The 21,464-nt window shown below is 67.3% G+C and carries 22 protein-coding genes; 12 read left to right on the forward strand and 10 right to left on the reverse strand.

Annotated features, from left to right (window positions below; all coding sequences use genetic code 11):
- Nucleotides 1–134: 134 nt before the first annotated feature.
- From VQ065_RS00205 to VQ065_RS00215, 3 genes are all read left to right on the forward strand, one after another.
- Nucleotides 135–1,022 (forward strand): lysophospholipid acyltransferase, encoded by an 888-nt coding sequence (locus VQ065_RS00205; protein ID WP_003097282.1) that lies wholly within the window; start codon nucleotides 135–137, stop codon nucleotides 1,020–1,022.
- Between the two features lie 84 nt (nucleotides 1,023–1,106).
- On the forward strand, nucleotides 1,107–1,373 hold the full coding sequence (locus VQ065_RS00210; RefSeq protein ID WP_003114645.1) for a PilZ domain-containing protein: 267 nt from the start codon (nucleotides 1,107–1,109) through the stop codon (nucleotides 1,371–1,373).
- 146 nt (nucleotides 1,374–1,519) lie between these two features.
- Nucleotides 1,520–2,173: a 7-cyano-7-deazaguanine/7-aminomethyl-7-deazaguanine transporter gene (locus VQ065_RS00215; protein ID WP_003097286.1), complete on the forward strand. Its 654-nt coding sequence runs from the start codon at nucleotides 1,520–1,522 to the stop codon at nucleotides 2,171–2,173.
- A gap of 61 nt (nucleotides 2,174–2,234) precedes the next feature.
- Here the strand turns inward: VQ065_RS00215 and VQ065_RS00220 are convergent, their stop codons facing one another.
- From VQ065_RS00220 to def, 6 genes are all read right to left on the reverse strand, one after another.
- Nucleotides 2,235–2,507, reverse strand: coding sequence for a hypothetical protein (locus VQ065_RS00220; protein ID WP_009316072.1), 273 nt, complete (start codon nucleotides 2,505–2,507; stop codon nucleotides 2,235–2,237).
- A gap of 314 nt (nucleotides 2,508–2,821) precedes the next feature.
- Nucleotides 2,822–3,139 (reverse strand): tetratricopeptide repeat protein, encoded by a 318-nt coding sequence (locus VQ065_RS00225; protein WP_003097288.1) that lies wholly within the window; start codon nucleotides 3,137–3,139, stop codon nucleotides 2,822–2,824.
- A 148-nt stretch (nucleotides 3,140–3,287) separates the two neighbouring features.
- Nucleotides 3,288–4,661 carry a Trk system potassium transporter TrkA gene (gene trkA, locus VQ065_RS00230; protein ID WP_003097289.1) on the reverse strand — a complete coding sequence of 458 codons (1,374 nt, stop codon included), beginning with the start codon at nucleotides 4,659–4,661 and terminating at the stop codon, nucleotides 3,288–3,290.
- 26 nt (nucleotides 4,662–4,687) lie between these two features.
- The gene (rsmB, locus tag VQ065_RS00235) at nucleotides 4,688–5,992 is read right to left on the reverse strand and encodes a 16S rRNA (cytosine(967)-C(5))-methyltransferase RsmB (RefSeq protein WP_014603454.1); all 1,305 of its coding nucleotides are present in this window, start codon (nucleotides 5,990–5,992) and stop codon (nucleotides 4,688–4,690) included.
- On the reverse strand, nucleotides 5,989–6,933 hold the full coding sequence (gene fmt / locus VQ065_RS00240) for a methionyl-tRNA formyltransferase (protein ID WP_023098410.1): 945 nt from the start codon (nucleotides 6,931–6,933) through the stop codon (nucleotides 5,989–5,991). The genes rsmB and fmt overlap by 4 nt, the downstream gene beginning before the upstream one ends.
- Before the next feature lie 54 nt (nucleotides 6,934–6,987).
- A complete protein-coding gene (gene def, locus VQ065_RS00245) occupies nucleotides 6,988–7,494 on the reverse strand; it encodes a peptide deformylase (RefSeq protein ID WP_003097293.1) in 507 nt (168 codons plus the stop codon).
- Nucleotides 7,495–7,632: 138 nt separating this feature from the next.
- On the opposite strand from def, the gene VQ065_RS00250 reads away from it, so the two are divergent.
- The 3 genes from VQ065_RS00250 to VQ065_RS00260 all read left to right on the forward strand — a co-directional run bounded on the left by VQ065_RS00250 (nucleotide 7,633) and on the right by VQ065_RS00260 (nucleotide 10,479).
- Nucleotides 7,633–8,658 (forward strand): LysM peptidoglycan-binding domain-containing protein, encoded by a 1,026-nt coding sequence (locus VQ065_RS00250; protein ID WP_003097294.1) that lies wholly within the window; start codon nucleotides 7,633–7,635, stop codon nucleotides 8,656–8,658.
- A gap of 134 nt (nucleotides 8,659–8,792) precedes the next feature.
- Nucleotides 8,793–9,881 carry a DNA-processing protein DprA gene (dprA, locus tag VQ065_RS00255; RefSeq protein WP_014602326.1) on the forward strand — a complete coding sequence of 363 codons (1,089 nt, stop codon included), beginning with the start codon at nucleotides 8,793–8,795 and terminating at the stop codon, nucleotides 9,879–9,881.
- Nucleotides 9,882–9,921: 40 nt separating this feature from the next.
- Entirely contained in the window at nucleotides 9,922–10,479 is a 558-nt protein-coding gene (locus tag VQ065_RS00260; RefSeq protein WP_003097300.1) for an L-threonylcarbamoyladenylate synthase, read from the forward strand.
- 9 nt (nucleotides 10,480–10,488) lie between these two features.
- Here VQ065_RS00260 and VQ065_RS00265 read toward each other — a convergent pair whose 3' ends face one another.
- A complete protein-coding gene (locus VQ065_RS00265) occupies nucleotides 10,489–11,466 on the reverse strand; it encodes an NADPH:quinone reductase (protein ID WP_003097303.1) in 978 nt (325 codons plus the stop codon).
- 190 nt (nucleotides 11,467–11,656) lie between these two features.
- Between VQ065_RS00265 and hemF the strand changes: the two genes are divergently transcribed.
- The 5 genes from hemF to VQ065_RS00290 all read left to right on the forward strand — a co-directional run bounded on the left by hemF (nucleotide 11,657) and on the right by VQ065_RS00290 (nucleotide 16,419).
- Nucleotides 11,657–12,574, forward strand: coding sequence for an oxygen-dependent coproporphyrinogen oxidase (hemF, locus tag VQ065_RS00270; RefSeq protein ID WP_003097311.1), 918 nt, complete (start codon nucleotides 11,657–11,659; stop codon nucleotides 12,572–12,574).
- Nucleotides 12,575–12,631: 57 nt separating this feature from the next.
- Nucleotides 12,632–13,456: a shikimate dehydrogenase gene (aroE, locus tag VQ065_RS00275; protein WP_003097314.1), complete on the forward strand. Its 825-nt coding sequence runs from the start codon at nucleotides 12,632–12,634 to the stop codon at nucleotides 13,454–13,456.
- 110 nt (nucleotides 13,457–13,566) lie between these two features.
- Nucleotides 13,567–14,553 (forward strand): phospholipase, encoded by a 987-nt coding sequence (locus VQ065_RS00280; protein ID WP_003097316.1) that lies wholly within the window; start codon nucleotides 13,567–13,569, stop codon nucleotides 14,551–14,553.
- The gene (locus tag VQ065_RS00285; RefSeq protein ID WP_003097317.1) at nucleotides 14,534–15,820 is read left to right on the forward strand and encodes a peptidylprolyl isomerase; all 1,287 of its coding nucleotides are present in this window, start codon (nucleotides 14,534–14,536) and stop codon (nucleotides 15,818–15,820) included. The genes VQ065_RS00280 and VQ065_RS00285 overlap by 20 nt, the downstream gene beginning before the upstream one ends.
- Nucleotides 15,817–16,419 carry a hypothetical protein gene (locus VQ065_RS00290; protein WP_003097318.1) on the forward strand — a complete coding sequence of 201 codons (603 nt, stop codon included), beginning with the start codon at nucleotides 15,817–15,819 and terminating at the stop codon, nucleotides 16,417–16,419. The genes VQ065_RS00285 and VQ065_RS00290 overlap by 4 nt, the downstream gene beginning before the upstream one ends.
- A 3-nt stretch (nucleotides 16,420–16,422) precedes the next feature.
- Here the strand turns inward: VQ065_RS00290 and VQ065_RS00295 are convergent, their stop codons facing one another.
- The 3 genes from VQ065_RS00295 to betC are packed head-to-tail and all read right to left on the reverse strand — an operon-like array spanning nucleotide 16,423 to nucleotide 20,432.
- The gene (locus VQ065_RS00295) at nucleotides 16,423–17,976 is read right to left on the reverse strand and encodes a SulP family inorganic anion transporter (RefSeq protein ID WP_003097320.1); all 1,554 of its coding nucleotides are present in this window, start codon (nucleotides 17,974–17,976) and stop codon (nucleotides 16,423–16,425) included.
- A gap of 4 nt (nucleotides 17,977–17,980) precedes the next feature.
- A complete protein-coding gene (locus VQ065_RS00300; protein WP_003097322.1) occupies nucleotides 17,981–18,904 on the reverse strand; it encodes a choline ABC transporter substrate-binding protein in 924 nt (307 codons plus the stop codon).
- 16 nt (nucleotides 18,905–18,920) lie between these two features.
- The gene (gene betC / locus VQ065_RS00305; protein ID WP_003097323.1) at nucleotides 18,921–20,432 is read right to left on the reverse strand and encodes a choline-sulfatase; all 1,512 of its coding nucleotides are present in this window, start codon (nucleotides 20,430–20,432) and stop codon (nucleotides 18,921–18,923) included.
- A gap of 112 nt (nucleotides 20,433–20,544) precedes the next feature.
- Here betC and VQ065_RS00310 point away from each other — a divergent pair, with 112 nt between their 5' ends.
- Complete coding sequence (locus VQ065_RS00310) at nucleotides 20,545–21,459, forward strand: choline sulfate utilization transcriptional regulator (protein ID WP_003122286.1); 915 nt, start codon at nucleotides 20,545–20,547, stop codon at nucleotides 21,457–21,459.
- The last annotated feature ends 5 nt before the right edge of the window (nucleotides 21,460–21,464 follow it).

Raw genomic sequence — 21,464 nt, forward strand, 5'->3', positions numbered from 1 at the left:
CCTGATGGATGCGTTCGGATGTTCCACGTGGAACATCGGCGCGTAGCATAGCTGGTCGCCCCGCTTCCTTGGCTGCCGCCCTCGCCCTTCTTCCTGGCGTACAATGCGCGTTCGAGTCGAGCGAGGAGTGTTTCGTGGAGAAATTCAAAGGTGCCCTGGTGGTGGGGGCCCTACGCCTGTTCGCGCTATTGCCCTGGCGTGCCGTGCAAGGCGTCGGGGCCGGCATAGGCTGGCTGATGTGGAAATTGCCGAATCGATCCCGCGAGGTAGTGCGGATCAACCTGTCCAAGTGCTTCCCCGAGTTGTCCGAAACCGAACTGGAAAAGCTGGTCGGACAAAGCCTGATGGATATTGGCCGTACCCTCACCGAAAGTGCCTGTGCCTGGATCTGGCCGCCTGAAAAGTCGCTGAGGTACATCCGCGAGGTCGAAGGCATGGAAGTGCTGGAGGAAGCGCTGGCTTCCGGCGATGGCCTGGTCGGCATTACCAGTCACCTGGGAAACTGGGAAGTACTCAACCACTTCTATTGCTCTTACGCCAAGCCGATCATCTTCTATCGTCCGCCCAAGCTGAAGGCAGTGGACGAGTTGCTGAAGAAGCAACGCGTGCAATTGGGCAATCGCGTCGCACCTTCCACTCCGGAGGGTATCCTCAGTGTCATCAAGGAAGTGAAGAAAGGCGGTTGCGTAGGGATTCCCGCCGACCCCGAGCCCGCGCGTACCGCTGGGCTCTTCGTGCCCTACCTGGGCACCACTGCATTGATCAGCAAGTTCGTCCCGCAGTTGCTTTCACGCGGCAAGGCGCGTGGAGTGTTCTTCCATGCGGTGCGCCTGCCCGATGGTAGCGGTTACAAGGTGATCCTCGAAGCGGCTCCGGCGGACATGTACGACAAGGACCTGGAAGTGTCTGTAGCAGCCATGAGCCGCGAGTTGGCGAAGTATGTACGAGCCTATCCCAGCCAGTACATGTGGAGCATGAAGCGCTTCAAGAACCGCCCGGATGGCGAGAAAAAATGGTACTGAGGAAAGGGCGTCGGAAGACGCCTTTTTCATATCCGGGTACTATGCTCAGCTCTGCCGCCTCCTCCGCAGGTCCCGAGGGACTCGATGGATAATCAACGACAATACCCACGAACCCCGCTCAAGTGCCGAATCCGTATCAGTCACCCGTTATTTGGCGAGCTGATGGCGCAGACACGCGACCTCTCCGACACCGGGGTCTATGTCAAACACCCGGATCTGACCCAGCTCCCAACAGGCAGTGTCGTTACTGGCCAGGTACAGGATCTGCCGATCGACGCGCCGATCCTGCAGATGGAAGTCGTGCGAGTCGATGCGGAAGGCGTCGGCCTGCGCTTTCTCAGCGAAGCCTGAACGGTGATGTTCCACGTGGAACCCCAGGCATGAGCCACTGATCACAGAGTGGGCGAAACCGCTGCCGGTTATCGGCTAGAATGCGCGCCGCTCGGCATGGTGCCGGGCATGGGTTCCCTCACCCCATCGCGCAAAAAGGACAGTACATGTCAGCCTCTTCTCCGGCGGCCTGGCGCGGCACCCTGGCCGGCCTGATCGCCTTCCACATCTTCATCATCATCGCCAGCAACTACCTGGTGCAGTTGCCGATCACCCTGTTTGGCTGGCACACCACCTGGGGCGCCTTCAGCTTTCCGTTCATCTTCCTGGCAACCGACCTCACCGTGCGCCTGCTGGGCAAGGGCCCTGCCCGGCTGGTCATCGCCCGGGTCATGATCCCGGCGTTGATCGCCTCCTACGTGGTCTCGGTGTTGTTCCAGGAAGCGGCGTTCCGTGGTTTCTCCGCGCTGCTGGAGTTCAACACCTTCGTCGCACGGATCTCCCTGGCAAGCTTCCTCGCCTATGTGCTCGGACAGATCCTCGACATCCAGGTATTCGATCGCCTCCGTCGTTCCCGGCACTGGTGGACCGCGCCAGTCGCCTCGACCATCCTCGGCAACCTGCTGGACACCTTCACCTTCTTCTTCGTGGCGTTCTGGCGCAGCGACAATCCGTTCATGGCGCAACACTGGGTGGAAATCGCCACGGTGGACTACGGAGTGAAGCTGAGTATCAGCCTTCTGCTGTTCGTGCCGCTCTACGGCATGCTACTCAATGGCATCCTGAAGATGCTGCCGGGGCGGCCGCAGAGCAACGCTTGAGGCTCATCGAGGCAATCTGGAGGAAGGGCGCAACGGCCGTGACCGTTGCGCCCTTCTTCGTTCAGGAGGTGGTAGCCCGGTGCGCGGCCGTGAGCAGCGTCAGGGCATCGCCGCCGAGCGTGACCAGGATGTGCGCCACGCGCTGAATGGGAACGCCCTGCCCTGTCCGCACTTCGATCCTTTCCAAGGCATGGAGGAGACCGAGGAGAGCCCTCAGGCGCTCCTGTACGGATTCGAGCAACTCATTGGCAGAGGCGTTCCGGTGAACGTAGAGGATCGCTTGCTCGTATGGGTATTCGACATAGGACGGGACTGAACGCTCGTGCTTCGACATGTTGGCTCCGGAAAAGTAGTTGAAGTCGGGTGTCGCGTTCGGGCTTGGACCGAAGCGATGAGTCGAAGCTAGAGGGCCGGCAGCGGTCGCTCAATGGGGTGTTGGGCGTTCGGGATGCAGGCTACATCGTTGACAGAAGTTGCCTACGAATGTGTGGAACAGGTCTTTGTAAAAGTGTCGTCGGGGCGTGCTCGAACCGTTCCGCCAGCGCTGGATGAGGACGCCCGACCCGTCTGCCGGAACTCCGGCCTACGGGTGGAGAGAACGCGCTGTACTCCGTCCTGGCCGGGGAAGCGCGAGCCTCGGCCGGACGCTCAGGTTCTCGCCCTGTCGAGCTTGCGCAGGAACACCGTCATTTCCTTTTCGGCCTGCTTGTCGCCATGCGTCGCGGCAGCTGCCAGGCCTTGCTCCCAGGCCTGCCGGGCGCCCGCGAGATCGCCGGCAGCCTGGCGCGCCTTGCCCAGCAGTTTCCAGCCAGCGGAATACTTCGGGTCCTGCTCTACGCAACGCTGGAGGTGTTCCGTCGCGCGTTCGGCGTCGCCCGCGTCCAGGTAGCCCTTGCCCAGGCCGAAGCGCAGCAGCGCATTGTCCACGCCTTTGGCCAGCATCTTTTCCAGACCTTCGATCATCATCCTGCCCTCTTCCAACGATGTCGGCCATTGTGCCCGGCTCCGGCCAGGCTTTGCACGGAACAGGGGGCTTCGGCCGTTGCGAAGGAGGCACGCGGCCCCTTCGTGTTCGTAGGCCGAAGCCCTATCGCCGTTCGCGATAGGGCGTGCCTCAGAAGAACGTCAGGCCGGCCTGGAACAGTCGCTCGACGTCGCGGATGTATTTCTTGTCGACCAGGAACAGCAGCACGTGGTCGCCGCTCTCGATGTGGGTGTCGCCGTGGGCGATCAGCACTTCCTCGTCGCGCACCAGCGCGCCGATGGTGGTGCCCGGCGGCAGCTTGATATCGTTGATCGAGCGACCGATCACCTTGCTCGACTTGGCGTCGCCATGGGCCACCACCTCGATCGCTTCGGCTGCGCCGCGGCGCAGCGAGTGTACGCTCTCGATGTCGCCGCGGCGAACGTGGGCCAACAGGGTGCCAATGGTCGCCAGTTGCGGGCTGATGGCGATGTCGATCTCGCCGCCTTGCACCAGGTCGACATAGGCCGGGTTGTTGATCAGGGTCATCACCTTGCTCGCGCCGAGCCGCTTGGCCAGCAGCGAGGACATGATGTTGGCCTCGTCGTCGTTGGTCAGGGCGAGGAACACGTCGGTCTCGCCGATGTTCTCCTCCAGCAGCAGGTCGCGGTCGGAAGCGCTGCCGTTGAGCACGATGGTGCTGTCCAGGGTATCCGAGAGGTGCCGGCAGCGCAGCGGGCTGCGCTCGATGATCTTCACCTGGTAGCGGCTCTCGATGGCCTCGGCCAGGCGCTCGCCGACATTGCCGCCGCCGGCGATGATGATCCGCTTGTAGCTGTCGTCGAGCCTGCGCATCTCGCCCATTACCGCGCGGATATGGGCCTTGGCGGCGATGAAGAAGACTTCGTCGTCGGCCTCGATCACCGTGTCGCCCTGGGGAATGATCGGCCGGTTGCGGCGGTAGATCGCGGCGACGCGGGTATCCACGTTCGGCATGTGCTCGCGCAACTGGCGCAGCTCCTGCCCTACCAGAGGGCCGCCGTAGTAGGCCTTGATGCCGACCAGTTGCGCCTTGCCTTCGGCGAAGTCGATCACCTGCAACGCGCCGGGATGTTCGATCAGGCGCTTGATGTAGTTGGTGACCACCTGCTCCGGACTGATCAGCACGTCCACCGGGATCGCCTCGTTGTCGAACAGGCCGGTACGGGTCAGGTAGGCCGGCTCGCGGACGCGGGCGATCTTGGTCGGGGTATTGAACAGGGTGTAGGCGACCTGGCAGGCGACCATGTTGGTCTCGTCGCTATTGGTCACCGCCACCAGCATGTCGGCGTCGTCGGCGCCGGCCTGGCGCAGCACCGTGGGGAACGAGGCCTTGCCTTGCACGGTGCGGATGTCGAGGCGGTCGCCGAGGTCGCGCAGGCGGTCGCCGTCGGTGTCGACCACGGTGATGTCGTTGGCTTCGCTGGCCAGGTGCTCGGCCAGTGTGCCGCCGACCTGGCCGGCACCTAGGATGATGATTTTCATGGCAGGAACGGCTCGTCAGGTTTCGATCAACGGGCGGATATCTTGATCAGCTTGGCATAGTAGAAGCCATCGTGGCCTTCCACCTGCGGCAACAACTGGCGGCCGTGGGGCTGTTTCATGCCCCAGGGGCCGGGAAGGTCCAGTTCGCGGGCGCCGGGCGTACGGGCAAGGAAGGCGGCGATGCTGTCGCTGTTTTCTGCCGGCATCACCGAACAGGTGGCATAGAGCAGCACGCCGCCGACTTCCAGGGTAGGCCACAGTGCGTCGAGCAATTCACCTTGCAGGTGCGCCAGGGCGGCGATGTCTTCCGGCTTGCGCGCCAGCTTGATGTCCGGGTGGCGGCGGATCACCCCGGTGGCCGAGCACGGCGCGTCGAGGAGGATGCGCTGGAACGGTTTGCCGTCCCACCACTCCCCGGTGGCCCTGGCGTCGGCGGCGACCAGGCTGGCTTGCAGGCCGAGCCGCTGGAGGTTTTCCCGAACCCTTACCAGGCGGCTCTCCTCGAGGTCGACGGCGACCACTTCGGCCAGTCCCGGTTGGGTTTCCAGCAGGTGGCAGGTCTTGCCGCCAGGCGCACAGCAGGCGTCGAGGACACGCTGGCCGGGCGCGCTTTCGAGCAGCTCGGCGGCCAGTTGCGCGGCTTCGTCCTGGACGCTGACGCGGCCCTCCGCGAAGCCCGGTAGTTCGCGTACGTCGCACGGCGCGGCGAGCTGGATGCCGTCGCGGCTGTAGTCGCAGGCGCGGGCCTCGATCCCGGCTTCGGCAAGTTCGGCCAGGTAGGCATCGCGCTCGCCATGGCGCCGATTGACCCGCAAGGTCATCGGCGGGTGTGCGTTGTTCGCCGCGCAGAGCGCGTCGAGTTGCTCCGGCCAGGCCTGCTTGAGCGCTTTCAGCAGCCAGCGCGGATGGCCCAGGCGCGCCGAGGGATCGCGGTCGACCTCGGCCAGCAGCGTCTCGCCTTCGCGCTGCGCGCGGCGCAGCACGGCGTTGAGCACGCCCTTGGCCCAGCCCTTCTTCAGCTTGTCGGCGCAGCCGACGGTCTCGCCGATCGCGGCGTGCGGCGGAATCCGCGTGTAGAGCAACTGGTAGAGGCCGATCAGCAGCAGGGCGTGGATATCGGTGTCGGCGGCCTTGAACGGCTTCTGCAACAGGCGCGCGGCCAGGGCCTGCAGGCGCGGTTGCCAGCGCGCCGCGCCGAAGGCCAGCTCCTGGGTCAGGCCGCGATCGCGCGGGGCGACCTTGTCCAGTTGCGGCGGCAACGCGCCAGACAGCGAGGCGCGTCCGGCGAGCACCGCGGCCAGCGCCTGGCAGGCGGCGAGACGCGGGTTCATTGGCCGAGCACCTGGCCGGTGGCGAATTGCTCGCGACGGCTGTTGTAGAGGTCGGCGAAGGCCAGTGGCTTGCCGCCCGGCACTTGCAGGCGGGTCAGGCGCAGGGCGCCTTCGCCGCAGGCGACCAGCAGGCCGTCGCGGCTGGCCTCAAGGATGGTTCCGGGCGCCCCGCTGCCCTGCCCCAGGCTGGCACCGAGGACTTTCAGCGGCGCATCGGCGAGGCTGGTGTGGCAGACCGGCCAGGGGGTGAAGGCACGGACCTGGCGCTCCAGTTCGACGGCCGGACGGCTCCAGTCGAGGCGTGCCTCGTCCTTGTTCAGCTTGTGCGCGTAGGTGGCCAGGGCGTCGTCCTGGACCTCGCCATGCAGGGTGCCGGCGACCAGGCCGGCGATGGCTTCGACCACCGCTTTCGGGCCGAGCGCGGCGAGCCGGTCGTGCAGGCTGCCGCCGGTGTCCGCGGCGGAAATCGGCGTGCTCACCTTGAGCAGCATCGGGCCAGTGTCGAGCCCGGCTTCCATCTGCATCACGGTGACGCCGCTCTCCGCGTCGCCGGCTTCCACCGCGCGCTGGATCGGCGCGGCGCCGCGCCAGCGCGGCAGCAGCGAGGCGTGGCTGTTGATGCAGCCCAGGCGCGGGATATCGAGTACCGCCTGGGGCAGGATCAGGCCATAGGCGACCACCACCATCAGGTCCGCGCGCAGCGCCGCCAGCTCCGCCTGGGCCTCGGCATTGCGCAGGCTCTGCGGCTGCATGACCGGTAGGCCATGCTCCAGGGCCAGGCTCTTCACCGCGCTGGGCATCAGTTTCTGCCCGCGGCCGGCCGGCCGGTCGGGCTGGGTGTAGACGGCGACGATCCGATGTGGGGTGTCGAGCAGGGCCTTGAGATGCTCGGCGGCGAATTCCGGGGTTCCGGCGAAGACGATGCGCAATGCTTGGCTCATGCGGGGCTCGCTAAAAGAAAAAGGCTTGCCGGGGCAAGCCTTTGGGGGATGGGGTCACGCCTGCTGTCGATGCTGCTTTTCCAGCTTCTTGCGGATGCGGTCGCGCTTGAGGGTGGACAGGTAGTCGACGAACAGCTTGCCGTTGAGGTGGTCGCATTCGTGCTGGATGCATACCGCCAGCAGGCCTTCGGCGACCTCCTCGAAGGGGTTGCCGTCGCGGTCGAGGGCCTTGATCCGGACCTTCTGCGGTCGGTCCACGTTCTCGTAGAAGCCGGGTACCGACAGGCAGCCTTCCTGGTACTGGTCCATTTCCTCGGTCAGCGGTTCGAACTCGGGGTTGATGAATACCCTCGGCTCGGACTTGTCTTCGCTGAGGTCCATGACCACGATGCGCTTGTGCACGTTCACCTGGGTCGCGGCGAGGCCGATGCCCGGGGCTTCGTACATGGTTTCGAACATGTCGTCGATCAGCTGGCGCACCGCGTCGTCGACCACCTCCACCGGTTTGGCGATGGTCCGCAGGCGCGGATCGGGGAATTCGAGAATGTTCAGGATGGCCATATGCGTTTGTGATGCACTTGTGGAATCGATTGAAAATCCGCTGCTAAGATGGCGCGCAGCTTGAAAACGGCTTCAGACCGCGTTTCTCGCGGGCTTCGGGCGTTTCGCGTATGTCGACATGATAAAGGGATTCACTGCATGAGGAAATCACTAGTCGCCCTTCTGCTCCTTGCCGCGAGCGGTCTGGCGCAGGCCCAGGTCGACCTCAGGGAAGGGCATCCGGACCGCTACACGGTGGTCAGGGGCGATACCCTGTGGGACATCTCGGGGAAATTCCTCCGCCAGCCATGGAAGTGGCCGGAACTCTGGCACGCCAACCCGCAGATCCAGAATCCCCACCTGATCTACCCCGGCGACACCCTCAGCCTGGTCTACGTCGATGGCCAGCCGCGCCTGGTGCTGAACCGTGGCGAATCGCGCGGGACCATCAAGCTGTCGCCGAAGATCCGCAGCACGCCGATCGCCGAGGCCATCCCGACCATCCCGCTGGACAAGATCAACAGCTTCCTGCTGGCCAACCGCATCGTCGATGACGAGAAGACCTTCACCAGCGCGCCGTACATCGTCGCCGGCAACGCCGAGCGGATCGTCAGCGGCACCGGCGACCGCATCTACGCCCGCGGCAAGTTCGCCGACGGCCAGCCGGCCTATGGCATCTTCCGCCAGGGCAAGGTCTACATCGATCCGAAGACCAAGGAAGTCCTCGGCATCAACGCCGACGACATCGGCGGCGGCGAGGTGGTAGCCACCGAAGGCGACGTCGCGACCCTGGCGCTGACCCGCACCACCCAGGAAGTGCGCCTGGGCGACCGCCTGTTCCCCACCGAGGAGCGTGCGGTGAATTCCACCTTCATGCCCGGCGAGCCGAGCCGCGAGGTGAAGGGCGAAATCATCGACGTACCGCGCGGCGTGACCCAGATCGGCCAGTTCGACGTGGTCACCCTGAACCGTGGCCAGCGCGACGGGCTGGCCGAGGGCAACGTGCTGGCGATCTACAAGGTCGGCGAGACGGTGCGCGACCGCGTTACCGGTGAGTCGGTGAAGATTCCCGACGAACGCGCCGGCCTGCTGATGGTGTTCCGTACCTACAAGAAGCTGAGCTACGCCCTGGTTCTGATGGCCAGCAGGCCGCTCTCGGTAACCGACAGGGTGCAGAATCCCTGACTCGAAACCCCCGCCTCGGCGGGGGTTTCGCGTTTCTGGGGGAAGGAAATTTCATACGACGGTTTCCAGGATGGAAGCCGGACCCTTCCCCTCTTCCTGTCAGCGATGGACCTGCCTGCTATGGATGAGTCGCGATGAAGAACCATTCTCCAGCCGAACTGGAAGCACGGCTGCGTCTGCATGGCCTGCCCGAACTGGGACCCATGCGCTTCCTGCGCTTGATCGAGGCCTTCGGTTCGGCCTCTTCCGCGCTTGCCGCGCCAGCCGGCGCCTGGCGCACCCTGGGAGTGCCTGCCGAGGCCGCTGCCGCGCGGCGCAGCCCGGCGGTGCGGGAAGCGGCGGGTGAAGCCCTGCGCTGGCTGGAAGGTCCGCGCAGGCACCTGCTGATGTGGGATGACCCGGGATACCCGGCACTGCTCGCCGAAGTCGCCGATGCCCCGCCGCTGCTGTACGTCGAAGGCGCTCCGGAGACTCTGGAACGGCCGCAACTGGCGATGGTCGGCAGCCGCCGCGCCAGCCCCGCCGGGCTGGGCACCGCCCGGAGCTTTGCGCGCAGCCTGGCGCAGGGCGGCTTCGCCATCACCAGCGGGCTGGCCCTGGGAATCGATGGCGCCGCCCACGAGGGCGCGCTGGAGGTTGGCGGCGCGACCGTGGCAGTCCTCGGCACCGGCCTGCGCAGGCTCTATCCGCGCCGCCACGAGGCGCTGGCGCGGCGCATCGTCGAGGGTGGCGGCGCGCTGGTTTCGGAACTGCCGCTGGACAGCCCGCCGCTGCCGGCAAACTTTCCCCGGCGCAACCGCATCATCAGCGGACTCTCGCTGGGTGTGCTGGTGGTCGAGGCAAGTCCCGCCAGCGGCTCGCTGATCACCGCGCGGCTGGCGGCGGAACAGGGTCGCGAGGTGTACGCCATCCCGGGCTCCATCCACCATCCCGGCGCACGTGGCTGCCACCAGCTGATTCGCGATGGCGCGCTGCTGGTGGAAAGCGTCGGGCACGTGCTCGAAGCACTGCGCGGCTGGGCGCAGGCGGAGCCAGCGGAAGCGCCGGCGCAGCCCCTGCCCCACCCTTTGCTGGCGCTGCTGCGCGCCGCGCCCTACACCAGCGAAGGCCTGGCCGCCGCCAGCGGCATGACGCTGCCCGACGTGCTGGCGACGCTCAGCGAACTGGAACTCGACGGCCGGGTCGCCTGCGAGGCCGGCACCTGGGTGCATCGCTCCGGCTGAAACCGTACACTTCGCGCACCCTGTCCGCTGGAGTGAGTCGATGATCAGCAGCTTTCGTGCGCAATGCGCCGCCCGGGTCGTCCGCGAGGGCGGCGTGATCGCCTATCCCACCGAGGCGGTATGGGGGCTCGGCTGCGACCCGTGGAACGAGGATGCGGTGTATCGCCTGCTGGCGCTGAAGGCGCGGCCGGTGGAAAAGGGCCTGATCGTGGTGGCGGCGAACATCCACCAGCTCGACTTCCTTCTCGAAGACCTGCCGGACGTCTGGCTGGACCGCCTGGCCGGTACCTGGCCGGGGCCGAACACCTGGCTGGTGCCGCACCAGGAGCGCCTGCCGGAGTGGGTCACCGGCGTCCACGACAGCGTCGCCGTGCGGGTCACCGACCATCCCCTGGTACAGGAACTGTGCCATCTCACCGGTCCGCTGATCTCCACCTCGGCCAATCCGGCCGGGCGCCCGGCGGCGCGCACGCGGCTGCGGGTGGAGCAATACTTCCACGACGAGCTGGACGCTATCCTCGGCGGCGCCCTTGGCGGGCGCCGCAACCCCAGCCTGATCCGCGACCTGGTGACCGGACAGGTCATCCGCCCGGCCTGAGTACGCGCTTCAGGGCAACAGTACGGTCGAGCCCGTGGTTCGCCGTGCGGCCAGTTCGGTATGCGCCCTGGCTGCTTCGGCCAGGGCGAAGCGCTGGTTGATCTCGATGCGGATGTCGCCGCGCTCGATCAGGCCGAACAGCTCGTCGGCCATCGCCTGGAGTTTTTCCGGGGTATCGGCGTAGCTGCCCAGGGTCGGCCGGGTCACGTACAGCGAACCCTTCTGCGAGAGGATGCCGAGGTTGACCCCGGTCACCGGCCCCGAGGCGTTGCCGAAGCTGACCAGCAAGCCGCGCGGCGCCACGCAGTCCAGCGAGGTTTCCCAGGTATCCTTGCCCACCGAGTCGTAGACCACCGGGCACTTCTTCCCGTCGGTCAGTTCGAGCACCCGCCGCGCCACGTTCTCGTGGCTGTAGTCGATGGTCTCCCAGGCACCGTGCTGCCTGGCCAGGCGCGCCTTTTCCGGCGAGCTGACGGTGCCGATCAGTTGCACTCCAAGGGCCTTGGCCCATTGGCAGGCGAACAGGCCCACGCCGCCCGCGGCGGCATGGAAGAGAATGGTTTCGCCGCCCCGCAGTTCGTAGGTCTGGCGCAGCAGGTATTGGGTGGTGAGCCCCTTGAGCATCACCGCGGCGGCCTGTTCGAAGTCGATGCCGTCGGGCAGGTGGACCAGCTTCTCCTCCGCCAGCACATGCAGTTCGCTGTAGGCGCCCAGCGGGCCGGTGGCGTAGGCGACGCGGTCGCCGACCTTGAAACGGGTCACTTCGCTGCCCACCGCCTCGACCTCGCCGGCCCCTTCGCTACCCAGCCCCGAAGGGAAGCCGGGGGCTGGATAGAGGCCGCTACGGTAGTAGGTGTCGATGAAGTTCAGGCCAATGGCGCGATTGCGCACGCGGACTTCCCGGGGGCCCGGCTCGGCGGGTTGGTAGTCGCGGTATTCGAGGACTTCGGGGCCGCCGTAGGCAGCGAACTGGATGCGCTTGGCCATGCTGGAACTCCTGCTTCGTCAGGGTTTCGGACGGTCGCGCCGGGTGGGCGACCCTGGGTAAAGGCCTTCATCCAAGCCTTCCCCTTGACGGCCGTCAAGCGCCGGCTACCCATCCAGGGTGGTATGCTTGCGCCCTCGTTTCGTCGCCAGCCCGCGCCCCGCGCGGCCTCCCCGCTCCAAGGTGAACTCCGTGACCGACCGTATCGCCGCTGTCAAAACCTACCTGCTCGACCTGCAAGACCGCATCTGCGCCGCCCTCGAGGCGGAGGACGGCAAGGCCCGCTTCGCCGAGGACGCCTGGGAGCGTCCGGCCGGTGGCGGCGGACGGACGCGGGTAATCGGCGACGGCGCATTGATCGAGAAGGGCGGGGTGAATTTTTCCCACGTCTTCGGCGATAGCCTGCCGCCCTCGGCCAGCGCCCATCGGCCGGAACTGGCCGGGCGCGGTTTCCAGGCGCTCGGCGTGTCGCTGGTGATCCATCCGGAAAACCCCCACGTGCCGACTTCCCATGCCAACGTGCGTTTCTTCTGCGCCGAGAAGGAAGGCGAGGAGCCGGTCTGGTGGTTCGGCGGCGGCTTCGACCTGACCCCCTACTACGCCCACGAGGAAGACTGCGTGCATTGGCACCGGGTCGCTCGCGACGCCTGCGCGCCGTTCGGCGCGGACGTCTACCCGCGCTACAAGGAATGGTGCGACCGCTACTTCCATCTCAAGCACCGCAACGAGCCGCGCGGCATCGGCGGCCTGTTCTTCGACGACCTCAACCAGTGGGACTTCGACACCTGCTTCGCCTTCATCCGCGCTATCGGCGACGCCTATATCGACGCCTACCTGCCGATCGTCCAGCGCCGCAAGCACACGCCGTTCGATGAACGGCAGCGAGAGTTCCAGGCCTATCGTCGCGGTCGCTACGTGGAGTTCAACCTGGTCTTCGATCGTGGCACCCTGTTCGGCCTGCAGTCCGGCGGCCGTACCGAATCGATCCTGATGTCGTTGCCGCCGCAGGTGCGCTGGGGCTATGACTGGAAACCCGAGCCGGGCAGCGAGGAAGCGCGCCTGACCGAGTATTTCCTCGCCGACCGCGATTGGCTCGCCGGCCAGCCCTGACCCGCCCGCAGGGGACGAGTCCGCTCGTCCCGTCCCACCCCGGCAAAGGAACGACCCATGGACCGCTATTGCGTATTCGGCAACCCCATCGGCCACAGCAAGTCGCCGCTGATCCACCGCCTGTTCGCCGAGCAGACCGGCGAGGCGCTGGTCTATGACGCGCAGCTGGCGCCGCTGGACGATTTCCCCGGGTTCGCCCGGCGCTTCTTCGAGCAGGGCAAGGGCGCCAATGTCACCGTGCCGTTCAAGGAAGAGGCCTATCGTCTGGTGGACGAATTGAGCGAGCGGGCCACCCGGGCCGGGGCGGTGAACACCCTGATCCGCCTGGCCGACGGTCGCCTGCGCGGCGACAACACCGACGGCGCGGGCTTGCTGCGGGACCTGACGGCGAACGCCGGGGTCGAGCTGCGCGGCAAGCGGGTTCTCCTGCTCGGCGCCGGCGGTGCGGTGCGCGGGGTGCTCGAACCCTTCCTCGGCGAGTGCCCGGCGGAGTTGCTGATCGCCAACCGCACGGCGCGGAAGGCCGTGGATCTGGCCGAGCGGTTCGCCGATCTCGGCGCGGTGCGCGGCTGCGGTTTCGCCGAGGTCGAAGGGCCTTTCGACCTGGTCGTCAACGGCACCTCGGCCAGTCTTGCCGGCGACGTGCCGCCGCTGGCGCAGAGCGTGATCGAGCCCGGCCGTACCGTCTGCTACGACATGATGTATGCCAAGGAACCGACCGCCTTCAACCGCTGGGCCGCCGAACGCGGTGCGGCGCGTACCCTGGATGGCCTGGGCATGCTGGTGGAGCAGGCCGCCGAGGCATTCTTCCTCTGGCGTGGCGTGCGTCCTGCCTCGGCGCCGGTGTTGGAGACGCTGCGCCGGCAATTGGCAACTGTCTGAGTTGTCAGGCAGCATTTGAGACGTACGTCTCAAATCGGTTTCCATCTGACATGTAGGAATCACAAAACCGGGTTAAGACTTCAGGCTTCACTCACTCTCGAGCGCTGCCGATGAAAACCTTCGCCCGCCTGGCCGCCGGTCTCTGCATCTGCGCCATCGCCAGCCAGGCCAACGCCTGGTCGCAACCGACCCATAAGAACATCGTCAAGGACGCCCTGGCCTTCATGAACTCCTCCTACGCCACCGAGGAGATGCGTCAGGCCTACCGGTTCTACGTGAGCGCCGCCGGCAGCGAGGCGCAGGCCGGGGAGATCCTCGGCCAGGCGGCCTTCGACGTGGACGACTTCAAGGACACCCGTCTCGGGGGCTGGTGGGTCGGCTACGAACACGCGCCGCTGTGGGGCGCGGCTTCGGGCATCGTCAACTACACCTCGTACTGGCACTTCCTCAACCTGGCCCGGGACGGCGACTCCCATGGCAACCCCCACGGCGGCTACGACTACCGCTACCACAAGGTCGACGGCGGCATCGCCGACGTCGACTGGTACGCCATGGTCTATCTCTACAACCGCGAGCTGAAGCGCGAGGACTTCGACACCACCGAGGCGCACTACCGCCAGGGCACCCGCTCGGACTGGCAGGAGCACTACGGCGACTTCCAGACCGCCGCCTTCCAGCCGATCGACAACCTCGCCACCTACTGGTTCGAGCAGTTCCGCGCCGCACCTTCGCTGCAGACCATCGGCTATGCCCTGCACGCCACCGGCGACGTGGCCCAGCCGCACCATGTGTGGATCACCTCGGCCAACGGCCATTCCAGCTGGGAAGGCTGGGTCGACGACCACTACGCCAGCGAGAAGCTCAACGACCCGGCGGCGGTGGCCAACCTGGTGGGGCGCTACGATCCGAGCAAGAGCATCCGCGACCTGCTCACCCAGACCGGCCAGGTCGCCTACGCGCGTCCCGAGCCGCTCTACGACACCAGCTACGAGACGCGCCTGCGGGTGGCGAAGGAGCTTATTCCCGAGTCCATCGCCCTGACCGTCACCGTACTGACCAAGGGCGCCAACAGCTTCGATGCACAGACTGCTCTCTGACCGCGCTCGGGGCTGGCGTCGCGCACTGTGCGGGGTCGCCCTCGGGCTGCTGGCGTGGAGCGCCCATGGCGTCCCCGCCAACGCGCCGCAGGATCTGCGGATCGACGGCGAGGTGCTGCCGGGGAAAAGCGTCGACCTGCTCGAGCAAGCCCTGTCGCGGGTCAAGTTCAACACCGACCCGCAGCAGTTGCGCCGTGGCCTGGTGGAAAACCGCCTGCTGGCGCGCGCGGTGGAAGACCAGCTCACCGCGCAGAGCCGCGCCGATCTCGACGCCAGCGTGGAGATCGAGGCCGGCAACCTGCTCGAACAGGTATACGGCAGGCGCTACCGCGAAGACCTCGGGCCATACCTGCGCCAGCCCCGGGCCCTGAGCGCGGAGCGTTTGCGCGAGGTGCTGGCGCCGAGGAGCCGCGGCCTGGTGGAAAACAGCCTGCTGCTGGATGAGACGCAGCGCCGCGAGGCGGCCGGGGTCGAGCTGATCGGCTGGCAGTTTCCCGGCCAGCCGGCACAGGTCCTCGACCTGCTATCGCTGTACGAAGGCGACAACGTCCAGGGCCAGGTGGAATTGCAACAGGGCAACCTCGCCTACCTGGCGCGCCAGGTCCAGACCCGCATCCGCCGCGACTACCTCTGGTACCGCCTGGCCCGGGACGGCTTCGGCCCGGCAGAGCGGCAGGGCGTGAGGACCCTGGTGCGGGACAAGCTGGTGCGCCATCGCTATCTGCACCAGATCGGCCTCTACAGTGATTTCCACCATGAGTCCGATGCGCTGCGGGAACTCGCCGGCAAGGTCAGTGACAAGGACGCCGAGGCCTACTATCGGCGCAACCTGGAGCGTTACCGCAACGTCGCGCAGGTGCAGGCGGCGCATATCCGCCTGGCCGACCAGGCGAGCGCGGACAAGGTCTACGCCGAGTTGCGCAACGGCCTGGCCTTCGACGAGGCGGTACGCCGCTATTCCCTGGCCGACGACAGGGACCGCGACCCGCCCGGCGACCTAGGCCTGATACGGCCCCAGGACGGCCGGCTCGACCTGCTGCGCAAGACTGCGCTGATCCAGAAGGCCGATACGGTTTCCCAGCCGATGCGCATCGACGGCGCGTTCGAGATCGTCCGGGTGCGTAGCCGCGAGGATCGCCAGTTGCCCCTCGACGACCGCAGCGTGCGCTTCGAGGTGAACCAGGCGGTGGCGCGCGAGCAACTGGCAGCACAGTTCGAGACGCGCCTGCGCAACCTGCTGGCCGGCGCCAGGGTGGAAGGCCTGTGAAGCGCTGGCTCGGCGTTGCCCTCGGCTGCAGCGGGCTGGCGATCGCCCTGGCCTGCGCCGGCGTGTTGCTGGCGCCCGCCGATATGGCCGCTTCCTCGTCTTCTCCGCCGCCAGCCAGGACGCTTGCGGCGCTGCCCGCGGTCGACGACCGTCCGCCGCCGCTGGCGCCGGTACGATCGCAAGCGGTGGCACCGGCGTACGAGGCGAAGCCGCCGGCGGCGGAACTGGATCGCGAGCAGGCGATCCAGTTCATGCAGATGCTGCGCGACGAGGGCGACCCGCGCAGCCCGCCGCTCGGCGGCCTGCAACCACGCCAGGGCGCGACGGCGCAGGAGCTGGCCGATCCGAAGCAGTACCAGGCCTTCGAGGAACGACAGACCCGCGAACTGGTACAGGCCTACACCAGCGGCGTACAGCAGATCCCGGAAATCCGCGCGCGGATCGAGGCGGCCGAACAGGGTGGCGAGCGCAGCGCCGAGGAAATCGACGAGGCTCGCGCCGCCCTTGGACAGTTGGAGATGATGCGCGACAAGCTGCAGCGGGAATCGCCGCAACTGCTGCCCGGCGACAGCGCACCGACATCGCCGGCGGCGCCCTGAGCGTCAGCCTTCGTAGTGCAGGCGGCAGCCTTCGTCGGCCTGCCGGCCCAGCGCTTCGCGGACCTGCGGGCGAGCGTGGCGCAATACCAGGCGGCGTCCCTCGGCGTGCAGGCGGCGGGCTTCCTGCTGCAACAGCACTGCGCCGGCGAAGTCGATGAAGTTCACCTGGCGGGCGTCCAGCACCAGCCGTGGCCTGTCACATTGGCGCATGAGGCGTTGCAGGTAGTCGCAGGCGCCGAAGAAGATCGAGCCTTCGATGCGTAGCACTTCTTCCTCGTCGTTGCGCTGGCGCAGTACGCGTGGTGTCGAGGTGCGCCGCAGGTAGAAGAACAGCGACGCCAGCACTCCCGCGTAGATGGCGTTCTGCAGCGGCAACAGCAGCGTGGCCAGGGCGGTTAGGCCGGCCACCAGGCATTCGGCGCGGCCGCTGCGGTAGAGCGCACGGAGCGCCGGGCGGTCGATCAGGCCCCAGGCGATCAGCAGGATGCCTGCGGCCATCGCCGGCAACGGTACATGTTCGATCAGGCGCGCACCGAGCACGGCCAGCAGGGCCACCCAGAGCGCCGAAAACGCACCCGCCAGCGGGGAGCGCGCACCAGCTTCCAGATTGAGCCCGGAGCGGGTGAAGGAACCCGCCGACAGGCTCGCCGACAGCCAAGGCCCGAGCAGGTTCGACAGACCCTGGGCGCGGACCTCCTGGTTGGCATCGAACGCGTCTCCCTGGCGCGCGGCCAGGGCGCGGGCGATCGACAGGCTGGTGACCAGCCCGAGCATGCCGCAGGCCACCGCCGCAGGTAACAGGTCGAGGATCGATCGGGAATCGAAGACCAGCGGATTCCAACCCGGCAGTGCACTCGATAAGGCCTGCACATGGGCTACCGAGGCGAAGGTCCCGGGTAGCGCCCAGACCAGCGTGGCACCGCCCAGCAAGCCAAGCAGCAGGGCCGGCCAGCGCGGTCGCAGGCGCCTGACCAGCAGGCTGAGCGCGAAGCTGAAGCCGCCCACCAGCAGCGATGGGCCATCGAACTCGGCGAACCGCGCCAGCAGCCGCCAGCCGTTTCCCGGCGCTGCGCCCTCCCCGCTCGCGGCCAGGCCGAGAAGATAGGGCAGTTGGCCGAGGACGATCAGCAGCGCCGCGCCAAGGGTGAAGCCGAGCATCACCGAATGCGAGACGAAATTGACCAGCGACCCGACGCGCAGGACGCCGAGCAGCCACTGGAAGGCGCCGGCGAGAAAGGTCAGCAGCAGCACGGCCTGGACGTATTGCGGGCTGCCCAGCGGCGCCAGGGGGGCCACCGAACTGAACAGCAGCACCGAGATCGCCGCGGTGGGACCGCTCACCAGGTAGCGCGACGAGCCCCACAGGCAGGCGATCGCCACTGGCAGCATCGCCGCGTACAGGCCGTACTCCGCTGGCAGGCCGGCGATCAGCGCATAGGCCATCGATTGCGGCAGTGCCAGGATCGCGCCATTCAGGCCGACCCAGGCCTCGCGCCTGAGCGTGCCCCGGCGTAGCCCCGGTAGCCAGGCGAGGAACGGCAGCAGGCGCGTCCACATGGCGCTATGGCTGGCCGCGAACCGCGGCCAGGGCGTCGCCGCCGTCGCGGCTGGTCACCCCTTGCAGCCAGGCCTCGAGCACCCGCGGGTTGGCCTTGAGCCAGGCGCGGGTCGCCGAGGCCGGAGTCGCCGTGCCTTCCAGCGCGTCACTCATCAGGCGGTTCTCCATATCCAGGTCGAAGCGCAGGTTGGCCAGCAGCCGCGCCGGGTTCGGGCACTGCGCGGCGTAGCCCTTGCGTGCCAGGGTGTAGACCTGGCCGCGGTCGCCGAAGTACTGCTCACCGCCTTCCAGGTAGCGCAGGTCATGGCGGATGTTCATCGGGTGCGGCGTCCAGCCGAGGAACACCAGCCAGCGCTGGCGCTTCTCGGCCCGGCCGAGTTCGGCGAGCATCGCCTGCTCGCTGGACTCCACCAGCTTCCAGTCGCCGAGGCCGAACTGGTTGGCGTCGATCATCTTCTGGATCGACTGATTGGCCGGCGCGCCGGAGCCGATCCCGTACAGCTTGCGGTTGAAGCGTTGCCCTTGCGCGGCGAGGTCTTCGAAGCGGTGTACGCCGGCGTCCCAGACGTAGCGCGGCACCGCCAGGGTGAAGCGGGTGCCATCGAGGTTGCGAGCGAGGCGTTCGACCTGGCCGCTGGCGACGAACTTGTCGTGATAGTCCTGGTGCGCGGGCATCCAGCCGCCGAGGAAGGCGTCCACCTGGCCGTCGCGCAGGCCGCCATAGATGATCGGCACCGACAGGGTATCGATCTTCACCTGGTAGCCGAGGCTTTCCAGGAGAAACGCGGCGGTGGCGTTGGTCACCGCGATATCGCTCCAGCCTGGATCGGCCAGCCTGACGCGGGCACAGGCGGGGTCTTCGGCGTATAGCGAGGCGCTGCCCAGGAACAGGGTGGCGGCCAGCAGGCAGGTGGGAAGCCGGTTCATGGAAGTGCCCTCGTGCTCAGGGTTGCGGGAAGCGCGCGCGGCGCTCGAGATCGTCCAGGTCGATATGGTTGCGCATGTACTGCTGGCTGGCGTCGACCCACGGCTGGTGGTCCCAGCTGGCCAGCCGCCCTCGCGCCAGCGCGGCGGCCACCAGGCGTCGGCGGCGCTGGCTGTCGAGTACGGCGCGGGTGATCGCGGGGATGTCCCAGCGTCGCCGGGCCTCGTCGAGGAACGCCTCGAACGTTCCGCGATGGGCCGGACTGGCGGCGAGGTTCTCGCGCTCCTGCGGGTCGTTGCGCAGGTCGTAGAGCAGGCAGGGGTCCTGCTCGGAGTAGATGAACTTGTAGTCGCCGCGGCGGATCATCATCAGCGGGCTGAGGGTGCCCTCGGCGGTGTATTCGCCGATCACCTCGTCATGCCCGCTGCCGTCGCGCAGGTGCGGCAGCAGCGAGCGGCCTTCCAGCGGCAGGCGTGGATCGACCTGGCCGCCGGCCAGCTCCACCAGGGTCGGCAGCAGGTCCACGGTGGATACCGAAGCGCCGATGCGGCGCGGCGCGAAGCGCGCCGGCGCATGGACCAGCAGCGGCACGCGCGCGGCCATCTCGAACCAGTGCATCTTGTACCAGAGGCCGCGCTCGCCGAGCATGTCGCCATGGTCGCCGGAGAACACCACGATGGTGTCGTCGGCCAGCCCGCATTCCTCCAGGGTCGCCAGCAGCGCACCGATCTGCGCGTCGACGTAGCTGCAGGCGCCGAAGTAGGCACGCCGGGCGGCGCGGATGCGCTCCTCGGGCAACGGCTTGTCCCACAGGTCGATGACCTTCAGCAGGCGTTGCGAATGAGGGTCCTGCTCCTCCTGGGCGAAGCGCTGGCGCGGCAGCGGGATGTCCTCGTCGCGGTAGAGATTCCAGTAGCTCGCCGGGATGCTGTAGGGGTCGTGCGGATGGGTCATCGACACGGTCAGGCAGAATGGCTGGCCGGCGTGCTGGCGAACATGGTCGTAGAGGTACTGGCGGGCCTTGAACACCACCTCCTCGTCGAAGTCCAGCTGGTTGGTGCGCACGCAGGGACCGGCCTGCAAAACCGAGGACATGTTGTGGTACCAGCTCGGGCGCACCTCCGGCTCGTCCCAGTTCACCGCCCAGCCATAGTCCGCCGGATAGATGTCGCTGGTCAGGCGTTCCTCGTAGCCGTGCAACTGGTCGGGACCGCAGAAGTGCATCTTGCCCGACAGCGCCGTGCGATAGCCGAGGTTGCGCAGGTAGTGGGCGTAGGTGGGGGTATCGGCGGCGAAGTCAGCGGCGTTGTCCCAGGCGCCGATGCGGGTAGGCAAGCGACCGCTGACCAGGGTGAAGCGCGACGGCGCGCAGAGCGGGCTGTTGCAGTACGCCGAGTCGAACACCACGGCCCGTTCGGCGAGGCGCGAGAGGTGAGGCATGCGCAGCACCGAGCGCGGATCGTGAAGCGGCAGCAGCGGCGCGGCCATCTGGTCGGCCATGATGAACAGGATGTTCGGCGAGGTCTTCATCGGGCGGCTTATCCCATGCGATTGGGTTATGCGATAGTGCTGCGTCGATCATCAGTGCATCGAAATCCCTGGTAAACCGCATGGGGCTGGATGCGTTGGATAAGCCTGGCTTATGGGAGAACGCCTCATGCCGCTGTCCCTCGACCTGCTCCGGGTATTCGAGTCCGCCGCCCGCCAGCTCAGCTTCACCGCTGCCGCCGAGGAGCTGGGGACCACCCAGCCTGCGGTCAGCCAGCAGATCAAACGCCTGGAGAAGGAGCTGGCGACCCCTCTGTTCCAGCGCGTCCATCGAGGCATCGTGCTCACCGACGCCGGCCAGCTCCTGCTCCGCCACGTGGCCGCCGGCCTCGAGACGATCGATGCCGGCATCGCCGCGCTGGGCGCGCGCCAGCGCCACGAGGTGCTCCAGGTGGCCACCGACTACGCCTTCGCTGCCTACTGGCTGATGCCGCGCCTTCCGCGCTTCCACCAGGCCCATCCGCACTTGGACGTGAGCCTGGTGACCAGCGAGCGCGGCCTGGCCGGCCAGCGCGGCGATATCGACGTGGCGATCCTGTTCGGCGACGGTCGTTCCAAGCACGGCGAAGCGCACCGGCTGTTTCGCGAGGAGGTGTTCCCGGTCTGTAGCCCGCGGCTGGTCGAGGGATTGCAGTTGCCGCTGGCCAAGGCGCACCTGGCGCGCCTGCCGATGCTGCATCTGAAGCCGGCGCAGCACGCCCGCTGGTTCGACTGGCCGGCGTTGTTCGAAGCGTTGGCCATCGATCGGCAGCCGATTCCGGCGGTGCTCAGCTTCGACAACTACACCTTGCTGATCCAGGCGGCCATCGCCGGCCAGGGCGTGGCCATCGGCTGGCGCCACCTGGTCGACGGCCTGCTCGAACAGGGGCTGCTTTGCCGGCCCATTGGCGAGAGCTGCCTGTCGCGATACGGGTACTATGCGGTATTGCCGGAGCGCAAGCGGCGCCAGCGGCTGGTCGACGGTTTCGTCGACTGGCTGCAGGCCGAGTTGCAGGCCGGCGGCGCTTGAAGAGG

This window comes from Pseudomonas sp. KBN10P06128 (assembly GCF_037574945.1).
Taxonomy (GTDB): domain Bacteria; phylum Pseudomonadota; class Gammaproteobacteria; order Pseudomonadales; family Pseudomonadaceae; genus Pseudomonas; species Pseudomonas aeruginosa.